Source organism: Nocardia rhizosphaerihabitans (assembly GCF_014646295.1).
In the GTDB taxonomy this organism is placed as follows: Bacteria; Actinomycetota; Actinomycetes; order Mycobacteriales; family Mycobacteriaceae; genus Nocardia; species Nocardia rhizosphaerihabitans.
Genome location: NZ_BMNE01000009.1, coordinates 211,550 through 221,869 on the forward strand (window position 1 = coordinate 211,550; position 10,320 = coordinate 221,869).

The following is a 10,320-nucleotide window of genomic DNA, read 5'->3' on the forward strand; positions in this document are numbered from 1 at the left end:
CCTGCTGTACGCTCCCGACCGCCGGCAGTTCGATGCGCCCGTCACGAAGCGCTCGCCTGTGCTCCTCCACTTTCACGGTTGCCGACTTCGGCTCGGGACGAATCGCGATCGTCCGGCCGCTACGGGGGCGCCACCACCGAAGTTCGATTGCGAAGACTATGGCACCGGGAAGCCGAGCAATGTCGAACCACAGATCGGTCGAGGTTCGTTCCTCCGGGATAAGCCTCGCAGGCGATCAGGTCACCGACACCCGCTACCTGCACCGGCCCCGTTCGCCCGGCAACTGACCCCATCGACCAACCGAACCGAAGCTTTCGTGTTCATCGTCATCGCCGCCGCTGCCGGTCGGCTCGGCCGCGTTGCCGACCACGCTGACTCCTGCGAGATCGGCTGTGCTCAGCTACCTCTCGTCGTCGGCTGTGGGCGGATGTGCGGTTCAGAGGCATCGCCGGGCGCGGTCACCCGGCTCGGGATGCACTGGTTTCGAGGGGGCGCCGGAGTGTCCGCTGACGCTCCTCGAGATGCGTGCTTCAGCACATATAAGACCCACAGAAACCGCCGTCTACCAGCCGATTAGTACCTTCGCGGAAAGGTGCGGTAATCTTTTCGAGCACCCGGCGACGGGGGCAAGAACGGGCTGTGGCGCAGCTTGGTAGCGCACCTGACTGGGGGTCAGGTGGTCGCAGGTTCAAATCCTGTCAGCCCGACAGGCAAAACCCCCTCTGACCTCGGTCGGAGGGGGTTTTCTCATACCCGGAGATTTGACGTGGTTGGCCGATTTCTCACAGAAACCCCACACTTTTGAAACTGGTCGCCTGTCCAGTACTCGGAGACCTCCCCGCAAGGGCAGGCGTTGAGACGGGGTATTCCGACCCCAGCGAAGCGCGAGGGAATGGCCGTAGGTGGGTCACGTGGAACTCTGCGGCAAGTCCAGGCGGTGGGGCATCGAAGGAGTGTCATGGTTCATGGTCGGCCTGTGCCGCGGCCGTCGCTGTGCAGGGCCCCGCAGTGTTGCGCGGGGTTCAACGATTCTCGAGCGAATCGGCCTGCCTCTTGTGATTTCGTTGGCGTGGCTCCGATATCGGTGGTGCTGAGCGCCTAGGGTGAATCCGCCCGGGCGCCGTCGTGGCGTGGGGTTGCATGGGGATGGGGTCGCCTCGGTCGTCTGGTCGGTCGAGGCGAACCGCATCGCTACGAGAGCTCTGCTGTGTCGCTGATTCGAAACCAGCTGGGACCACCGCAAAACAGCAGGTCACAGCCCTTGGGGTAATGACCTGCTTTTTTCGTGCAATATACGTGCATTACCGGCGGTCAGGATCATCGCGGTGATTTCAGCCTTCGTCGGAGGGTCTCGGCAGTGAAACGACGTAAGCTCAGCACGCCAGCGGGCGCTGGCGTGAATCCTCCTCACCAGCGGCCAGCGGCCAGCGGCCAGCGGCCAGCGCGAGGGGCGTGGGATGGCAGTCAGATCGTCGCGGCGACCAGTCGTGGTCGCATGCGCTGCTCGGTGTCATACGTTGCAAGAACGGTGTGCCGGACCCGCACCCGCGGGGTTGGTCCACGAGGCCCGAGATACATTCTGCCGCACTGTGCCGCACAGTCTTTTGCTACGGTTTCGTCACCAAAACCACACTGCTGGTGCGGTGCGAACCCGAGTGTAAGCTTCGAGCTTACGCACCCCCATCTGCGGGGATGGTCTTTGAGCTGGCCGGTGCCAGAGAGCGGTCGCATGGCGGCCGCCCTTGCCCGTCGGGATGGGCGGCCCGCACCGGTCGATCGGCGGCCAGTGCGTTCACTCGGAGCGTTGTAGAGTAGAGCCGTTGTTTATCTGCGGCAAGGGCTTACAGTGTCGCCGGTTTCGTGGGCAGCGGAACTATGATCTAGGGGGCGCAACTCGTGGAGACCGACTTTTCAGAGTTCAGCTTTGGCTATGCCGCGATTCGTGAAGCCGAAAGTGTTCTCAGCGGGATCTACCGTAGGTCTGGCGCACCTGTGCTTCCATCACTGCTGCTTGAAGAGAGACTTGGTTGGGATGCCAAGCTGTCGATGGTGGAGTACGCACTGTTCCTTCAATTCAAGCGCCCAACCTTCGTCAGCCGACGCCATCCCAGCTCGCCCACATGGGACCACATCGGCAACCCGCACTACCGATTCGCCGTTGACACTGACGAACATCAGCACCAGCGACTGCTAGAACTTGAGCGAAAAGTCAACGCCGGCCGGGAAATCGGCGATGTCTACTACGTCGCACCTTGCTTCCACACACAGGATGACTTCAACGACGCCTATCTCGCCGGCACCGTACTGGAGAACTCAGTAGTGCTCTCACCCAGTGAATTGGGTGCCAACGATGGCAGGCACCATTGCGTCACCGACTCACTCACCAAGTCCACGACAGTTATGTCACACCCTCGACATCCCCGGCGGCCTGTGGATTGGGCCGACATTCAACACCGCACCTCGGGACGTGCTGACACCTGGGAACGCAGCCAGGACCGCTTGAATCTGTCGGCGCTGGAGCAGGCTCTGCTGCACGTAACGGAGGGGCTGACTGTCGAGTCCCGGCGCGATCGGAACGTGCCTGTGACGCGTCGCATCGATCGACTGGCGACGGTTCTTGGATGTGGGCTTGTGCTTCTTGGCTCGTACGACGAAGACAACTCCCCGCTGGGGCCTGTGGGACGGCATCCGCTGAAGTAGGCAGGTCCTCCCGATGACCTCGGTCGCGAAGCATCCTGGGGAAGTTGCGTGGCGCCAACATACGCGCATGCTGCTTGAGTTCAAGCCGACGCGATCGAGAACATTCTGTTCTACCTCGTTGAGCGGAAACGCGGGATTCAGCTGACCGAGCAGGATGCGCGGTGATCGAGATGCCCGTGCTGGACACAACGCGAAGTTTCAGGAGCCGCAGAAGAAGGTCACGCACAAGGTTGTCGAGTCGGGTGTGGGGACCAGACTGGCCAATCGCTGGAGGCGCTCCAGCCCTACGTCGATACCATATCGCGTGTTCGATCAAGGTCACCGAAACTGTTTGCGAGGATGGGAGCCCGCGTGGAGAACGATCATCCCATGCGGCTGATTCAGCGCAGTGGGACGATCGCGACCACGTCGAAGGTCGCCATGGCTGACAGCGACCTCACCTTTTGGCCGACGGAAGTCGGTCTGCTTCTCTCGGCCACGACGCCGGGCGACCTTAGAGCTCCTATCAGGTTCGATTGCTGAGTCGTCGCCAGCAGATCAGCGCGGCGGCGAGGTCGAGAAATCCTTGGTGGATGTCGGTGCGGCGTTCCCACCGGATGGCTAAGCGCCGGTATTGGTGCAGCAAGGCCAGTGTTTGCTCGACGATCCAGCGGCCGGCGGTAACTTTGTCGCGGGTGCCTCGCCGTGGGATGTAGCCGGTGATCCGCCGACGTTCGAGTTCGTCGTAGACCCGCGGATAGTCGTAACCTTTGTCCGCGATCAGGGTCGTGATCTTCTCCCGTGGCCGGCCGGGACGTCCTCGTAGTGGACGTACTCGGTCGAGGAGCTCGGGTAGTACGAGGTGGTCGTTGACGTTGGCCGCTGACTGAACGATGGCGAGTGGAAATCCGTTGCCGCAGGTCAGGATGTGGTGTTTCGCTCCGGTTTTGCGGCGGTCGACCGGGCTGGGACCGGTGTCGGCGCCCCTTTTTTGGCCCGTACGTGCGAGCCGTCGGGGATGACGCGGTCGAAATCGATCAAGCCCGCCCGGTGGCAGTGGGCGGTGTGCACGGCCTCGAACACCCCGGCGGTTTGCCAGTCGCGCAGCCGACGCCAGCAGGTCATGCCGGACCCGAACCCCAGCTCCTGCGGTAGGTCCTCCCACCCGATGCCGGTGATCAACACGAACAAGATCCCTTGCAGGACAAACCGATCGTTCATCCGTGCTGGTCCCGGTGTTCCCGCCGCCTTGACCGGCAGTAGCGGTTCGATCACTGCCCACAGCTGGTCGTCCACGATCCACGGCGCTGCCACGACGAAACATCCTGCACTACAACAGGACTCGTCGCTACCCGACAGAACCTGTTAGGAAGTCTTATCGCCTTGGAGATGCAATCAGCGCCGCTGATCGAACGAACCATCCGGAGATGTGCCCAGCTTTCGGCGCAGCTGGCGAGCAGTCAGGTTGCCAGTCAAGCTATCTGGACCGCGGTAGTGGCGGGCCCGACATCACAATCTGGTGCACACCCGAGACTCAGGCCACAACGTCGGCGCCCGACGACCATTCATATCCTGTCGGGCTGATAACCGGACCGGCCCCGCCATGGCGAAGGCGTTCATGTAGCTCCAGCAGGAACTCAACCGACTCGATCGGTGTCAATGCTGCGATACCGATTCGGTCTATCTGCTTCCTATGTTCTTCCACTTCGTCAAGTCGATCCAAATACAGCGCACTGGTCAACTCTTCGATATAGACGATGTCAGGTATTCCGTTCGGCATCCTCAAAACGCTGAACGACCTCGGTGCCTGATAGCGATGTGCCGGAAGAATCTGGATCGTGATGTTCCGTTCCTCGGACATCCTCGCCAGGTGCCCGACCTGTTCTTCCATTGCTATGCCCTGTGGCGACCTGGCCAACGCCACCTCGTCGATCACGGCCCACAGGGTAGGACCACCAGGCTCATGTAGCACGCGTTGCCGTTGCATCCGCACCGAGACCTTGCGTGACACCTCGCTGGGTCGACTCATCTGCTGGATTACCGCGCGCGCGTAGGACGGTGTCTGCAGTATTCCTGGTACGTATTGACACTCGAATGTGCGAATTGATTTGGCCCGCTGCTCCATTCCGATGTATGGCTGGAACCAATCGGGGAGGACGTCGGTGTAGGTGGTCCACCATCCGGACCGATCGGCGCTTTCCGCCAGTTCCCAGAACTCTTGATGAATCTGCCGGTCGTATACCCCGTACAGGCTCAGGACGACCGACGCCCCTTGCCGTCCGATCAACGCCGCGCCCTGCTCGACCTCCGCCAGGTCTTTTGTGGTGCAACCGATTTCGGCCTCAACCTGCTCAAGTGAATACCCGAGCTGGTCACGCCGAGTACGAAGGAATTCTCCTAACGCAATCCGCAGCACTGTCGGTCGCACACCTGGCACCAGTTCTTCATTCCAGTCCACTCGGGCGATCCGACGTGGAACCAGCGGTGGTCGGCCGACACGGTCAAGCAACCCGGAAGAACTCGAACGCTCTATGGCGGACAAAGGATCTCGCACGGCGACATCGCTTTCGACGGAAAGCAGGCCATCGAAGTCAGCTGCACCGATGCCGGTAGCTGTACCGTCGACTATCTTCCGCGCGACGCCGGCGGTCCACCCGAGCGCTTGTTCAACGACTGCCAGAGAGCCATCCGACACCGGGCGGTCGCCACGCTCGAGATCGCCGAGCAAGCGGTAGCTCAGCCCTGTGGCATCCGCCAGCGCTTGACGCGTGGGCATCCCTACTTCGACTCGCCTGGCAACCACTCGCTCCGCCAAGCGCTTCCAGCCACCGCGCTCCATGGGAACACTATGCCACTTGCACGAAGTCTCTTGCCTATCGGCCGCCCATCCCAGCTAACTGGCAAGTTTGACTTGCCCATTGGCAGAACTTTCCTTCTCGAGCTAGCATCCTCGACCGTGCTTGCAGATGCGCTTGCAGATGCACGAGTGCCATTGGGTGCCAGCACATCTCGTCGAGCTCTTAGCACCCGCACCTCGGGTGTCGGCGCTCAACGACTAGTTCGGCGCATACCCACCTCGAATAGCGAGACAGGATCTAGATGACCCGGCGATCCACTACCCGCTCTCCCCACACGCACACGTCCTCGGCTGTGACGTCGACTCGCCGTGCCGCACAACCTCAGCTACGCGACCGGCTAGCGTTGCGCGGCCGTCCGGGCGGGCCGTCGATGCGCCTTGCCGTGTGCTTTCCGATGGCGGATGTAGTCGCGGGCGGAGAAGGCGATGTCAATGCGGCCTGCTGAATCTCGGCGCGATGAGCCCAGGCGATCCACGATGATCCTTGCCTTGATAATGGTGATCGAGCTCGCCATCATTGTGGGCTTGCTGGGCGCGATGCTGACGATCCTCGGCTCCGGCCAGGCGAACATGAACACCGCTGCCTCTGCCGGCGCTGCGTTTGTCGCGACACTTGGGTTGGGGGTCACTATCCTTCGGTTTGTGTTGCGACACTGAAATCGCTGTTGTGCGCAACCGTGCGGGGCTACTCATGCGCAGTAGCCCCGTCCCGCCCCGGCAAGGTTCAGGCGCGGTGCTCGGTGGGAGTCGACGATGGTCCGGTGGTGAACGTACTAGACACAACATCGGTGAGCGCGGCACGTCCGGCGGCGGCCAGCAGTCCGACGACGAGCCCGGCACGCTCGGCGGAGCTGGAACCGATCCAAACGTTTGAGCACCTCAGGCCCCCGCGCTGGCTTCAGCGCCCGGCCGTGTGGGTCTCAAGGCCGCGGATATCGCGATGTGACTCGCTGTGGTACTGCCCGCGCCCTGCGCGAAAGCTGAAGTGGGGCAGGTTCAGGTCGGATCTGAGGCGCCGATCCCGGCTGCGTGCAGGTCGGCTGGGCAACTGTGCCTCTCGATCTGGCGCGGGTGATCATTGAACCTGCGAGGTCCCGCGCACCCCTCACCACGGTGATAGGGGTTGAAACGAAAGTGGGTCGGGTGTCTGGAGTGCGACCTAGGCTGACGTGGTGTGCTCCTCGCATGAGCGGGGAGGAGCCGGCCAGCCACTCGCGTGACCAGCTGTTGCGGGTGGATACGCGGAGGCTGGCCAATGCGTCGATCACAGTGGAAGAACTGTCGCGGCCCGCCACTCCCGTTCTGGACGTTGGCGTCTAATGTGTCCGATTCTTCACGGGCCGTGTTGCCTGGTAGATTCTGGGACCCATAGCCCGCGTTCGGAATCCGGGCCACGGGTCGAGAGTTACGGCCTACACAACGATCTGCCTTGGATGGTTGGCAAGTGCATCTTGAGAAGTACTCTGTGCGCGGGTTTCGTTCACTCGCCGACGTTACGGACATCCCGATCGGTGGTCCGACGATCCTTGCGGGTCCCAACGACGGCGGAAAGTCTGCGGCGCTCAACGCGCTCGCGTTCCTTCTCGACTCGCACGTCCTGACAGAGGACGATCGGTCCTACGTCTCCGGCGAGTCCGGCGGCCGTTGCGCGACCACAGAGGTAGTAGGCGAATTTCGCCTGGACCACTGGGAGCAGGAGAAGCTGTGTCAACCTGCTCTCCTGCGTCTCCGGCGCTCGGCCGACGCTGATCTCGTGCCGCGGTACGAGATCTGGGGCCCGGTGCCCGACGACGAAGACCTGCGGGACCTCGCCGGAAAGGTGGTCCCCGAACTCAAGGAACTGGCGGCCAAGTACGGGATCCGCACGACGAAATTGACGAAGCCTCAGATACTGGCCAGCCTGGTCGACTACGGTCGACAGCACTCCAGCTATGCAGGCTGGAGTGGAATGCCTCCCGCCCTGTTGGGTCGGCTTCCACGGATCGCCGAGTTTGCAGGGCAATCGGCGCCGGAGGAAGCTATCCGCTCAGTGCTGAGCGTGCGATTCAAGAACTACCTGGCCGAGGAAGACGTACAGGGCCGTGTTCGCCAGCTGGAAACCGACGCACGCGACCGCATGACTATCGAAGCGAAGCCATTGGCCGACCACATCGTGGAGCGGTGCCCCGATATCACCTCTGTCACAGTTGAATCCGAGGTAAGCGTCACCCCGGCCTTGCGCTCGGTTTCCCTTCGGTTGGAGCGGGCGTCAGGGGAGGCGGTGCGCTTGGACCACTCCGGTCGCGGCAGCACCCGCCGGATCTCGATGGCTGTGTGGGAAGGAACCAGTGAGCTACTGGCCGAACCTGCTGGCAGCGACGACGATCCAGACGTCGAGCCGCCTGTCCAGGTCATCATCGCCTACGACGAACCGGATACGCATCTGGACTATCACTTCCAGCGCGAGGTCATGGAAATCATTCGACGGCAGGCGCTGGCAACGCACGTCAACGTTGTCGTCGCCACCCACTCCATGAACCTCATCGACGGTGTGGATATTCGAGATGTGGTGTTGCTTCACTTGGACGGCGCACGCCGAACGGTGATGCAGCGCATGGGTAGCGCGGATCACTCCGAGTTCGACCGCCACCTCGGCGCGATCGCCACTGCAGTCGGCTTGCGCAATTCCGTCTTGCTCCACGAACGTTGCTTTCTTGCGGTTGAGGGCGAGACCGAAAAGCTGGCCATTCCGATACTGTTCAATCTGTCCGAGGGCATGTCGTTGCAAGCTGCAGGGATCGCGTTGTGGGCTTGCGGTGGCAACGACGGTGCGTTGCAACTCGCTAGCTACCTTCACAAACACAGGCGTAGTGTGATGCTGATGATCGACGCCGACAGTGAGCGAAAGAGCCGGATCTTCCGGCAGGGCAACCTCGTCCGGCACTTCGGCCAAGACACGGACAAAATCACGAGAATGCTGGGGCAAAGGTCGGGCGCCGATGAATTGGAGGAGCTGTTCGACGACGAGACCTGGGCACGAACCGCGAACGAGGCCTGGCCGAGAGACGGTGTCTGGACACCCGAGCACTTCGCCGACCACCGGGGTCGGAAGAAGTTCAGCGCCGACGTCGAGCAGATGCTGAAGGAATTCAGTAGCCATCACCCGTCGGGCAAGCCTGAGATGCTGTGGGAGGTCGCTGTCCGACTCGATCGCCCCGAGGATGTGCCGAGTGAGCTAAGAGGGATCTTCGCTGACCTGCGCGTGCTAGCCGGCTAGCAAGTCGAGCGAGCTTCGGCCACGAGCCCGTCGCGCCAACATCCGCTTCTTTCTTTGCGCCGAGGTGGGCTCGACCCATGTGTGCCACTCGGCGGTAGGGTCCCAGCGTTGAAGATGCTCGTCGCGATCCACTCCGCACCACCGACAACCGTTGGGGTTGGGTATCGCCTCATCGTCCTTGTTGTGCGTCATACCGACCCCTTCTCTCCAGGTATTTGTACCCCAGCTGTATGACATCTAAGTTGCTACCGCGCGAGCAGAAGAGCGGGAGTCGGCGGTGTGTGGACCTGACCGAGGACCCGGCCCCCAGACGCTTGGACGCCATCGCGGAATTGGTCGAGCTGAGCCCCACCGGAGGTATTCGCGTGGAACTATCCGCCACCGGCAGCCCACCAGCGGACATCAACGCCCACATCGACCTCACCGCCTACCGCATCGTGCAGCAGCCCCGGACGTGCTCCCCGCGCGTGTGGGGACGGGGGACCACTCATCCCCACCACCCGTGACCCGGGCTCACCCCCACGCGTGTGCGGACGACACTTGTTGACCAGCGTTTGTCGCCCGACACCTCGCTTTCACTCACTATTGACTTGGCACCATCCCGTCGGCCAACCCAGTGCGGATGAGCCCGCAGGCCTCGACCGACGAGACATACCCAGCTTCCTCATACCCCACCTTCTCGAGACCCGGGACAGGGCGTCTCGCCTCAGCCGATTGCTCACAGGCGAGACCTTCCCCTGCGTTCCTACACCGCCGCCACGGCGCAGGCGTGATCCAGCTTATGCATCGCAAGATCGTGGATGTGGAAGCCTCGCCCAGCACGCTCGAATGCGCGAGCCCATGTCGCATGAACACGGACCAGAACTGTTTGCAGGCACTGCCTGTTTCGAGATGGCCGACCTCGTCCAGGGCGCCGACACCGGGTGCCTACCCGTTCCGTTCACACCCTCCGGTACCGCCGTCGATGCGCACTCCCCTGCGGGCGGTTCGCCTACCAGCTCGACGGTGGCCGGCCGCTGCGAAGGGATGTCCCGTAAGTTGTTGAGTGGCAACAGGTATCGTGTCACCGGTGGTGATCTCGGCGGCTGACCCGGTGATGGTGGAGTTGTTCTCCGGGCTGCGGCCCGCACGTTCGCTCGCCTGATCACCCAGTTGCGGCGCGAGGGCGCCGACCGGCCGTTGCGGGGCCGGCCCTGGGGGTTGTGTTTCGAAGACCGGGTGCTGCTGGTGGCCACCTACTGGCGGACCAACCTCACGATGCGTCAACTCGCGGCGGTGTTCGGGATATCGAAATCAGCGGCGGCCCGGGTGATCGAAGACCTGGGACCGGCGTTGGCGCTACGGCCCCGCGCCCGGTTCGGCCGTGGTGCGGTGTTGATCGTGGACGGCACCCTGGTCCCGACCCGTGATCACAACCTCGCCGCGCAGAGTAAGAACTACCGGTACTCCACCAACCACCAGGTCGTCATCGACGCCGACACCGAACTGGTCGTCGCGCTCGGAAAACCGTTGCCGGGTAACCGCAACG

5 protein-coding genes, 1 tRNA gene and 1 pseudogene are annotated in these 10,320 nt (G+C 62.6%); 4 read left to right on the forward strand and 3 right to left on the reverse strand.

Annotated features, from left to right (window positions below; translation table 11 throughout):
• Positions 1-633 precede the first annotated feature (633 nt).
• Both IEY60_RS30225 and IEY60_RS30230 read left to right on the forward strand, forming a co-directional pair.
• Positions 634-707, forward strand: a tRNA-Pro gene (locus IEY60_RS30225).
• A 1,189-nt stretch (positions 708-1,896) separates the two neighbouring features.
• The gene (locus IEY60_RS30230) at positions 1,897-2,700 is read left to right on the forward strand and encodes a hypothetical protein (protein ID WP_189033909.1); all 804 of its coding nucleotides are present in this window, start codon (positions 1,897-1,899) and stop codon (positions 2,698-2,700) included.
• A 505-nt stretch (positions 2,701-3,205) separates the two neighbouring features.
• Here the strand turns inward: IEY60_RS30230 and IEY60_RS30235 are convergent.
• The 3 genes from IEY60_RS30235 to IEY60_RS36070 all read right to left on the reverse strand — a co-directional run bounded on the left by IEY60_RS30235 (position 3,206) and on the right by IEY60_RS36070 (position 6,114).
• Positions 3,206-3,993 (reverse strand): IS5 family transposase gene (locus IEY60_RS30235; RefSeq protein ID WP_373291789.1). Its coding sequence is split into 2 segments (ribosomal slippage): positions 3,206-3,660 and positions 3,660-3,993, totalling 789 coding nucleotides; the frame shifts between segments, so codons are not numbered across the junction.
• A 220-nt stretch (positions 3,994-4,213) separates the two neighbouring features.
• Positions 4,214-5,518 (reverse strand): helix-turn-helix domain-containing protein, encoded by a 1,305-nt coding sequence (locus IEY60_RS30240; protein WP_189033911.1) that lies wholly within the window; start codon positions 5,516-5,518, stop codon positions 4,214-4,216.
• Positions 5,519-5,874: 356 nt separating this feature from the next.
• Positions 5,875-6,114, reverse strand: a complete 240-nt coding sequence (locus IEY60_RS36070; protein WP_229740259.1) for a hypothetical protein — start codon at positions 6,112-6,114, stop codon at positions 5,875-5,877.
• A gap of 866 nt (positions 6,115-6,980) precedes the next feature.
• Here IEY60_RS36070 and IEY60_RS30250 point away from each other — a divergent pair.
• Together IEY60_RS30250 and IEY60_RS30255 are read left to right on the forward strand one after the other, a co-directional pair.
• On the forward strand, positions 6,981-8,792 hold the full coding sequence (locus tag IEY60_RS30250; RefSeq protein WP_189033913.1) for an AAA family ATPase: 1,812 nt from the start codon (positions 6,981-6,983) through the stop codon (positions 8,790-8,792).
• A gap of 1,096 nt (positions 8,793-9,888) precedes the next feature.
• A pseudogene (locus IEY60_RS30255) lies at positions 9,889-10,320 on the forward strand (transposase family protein); the annotation flags it as partial.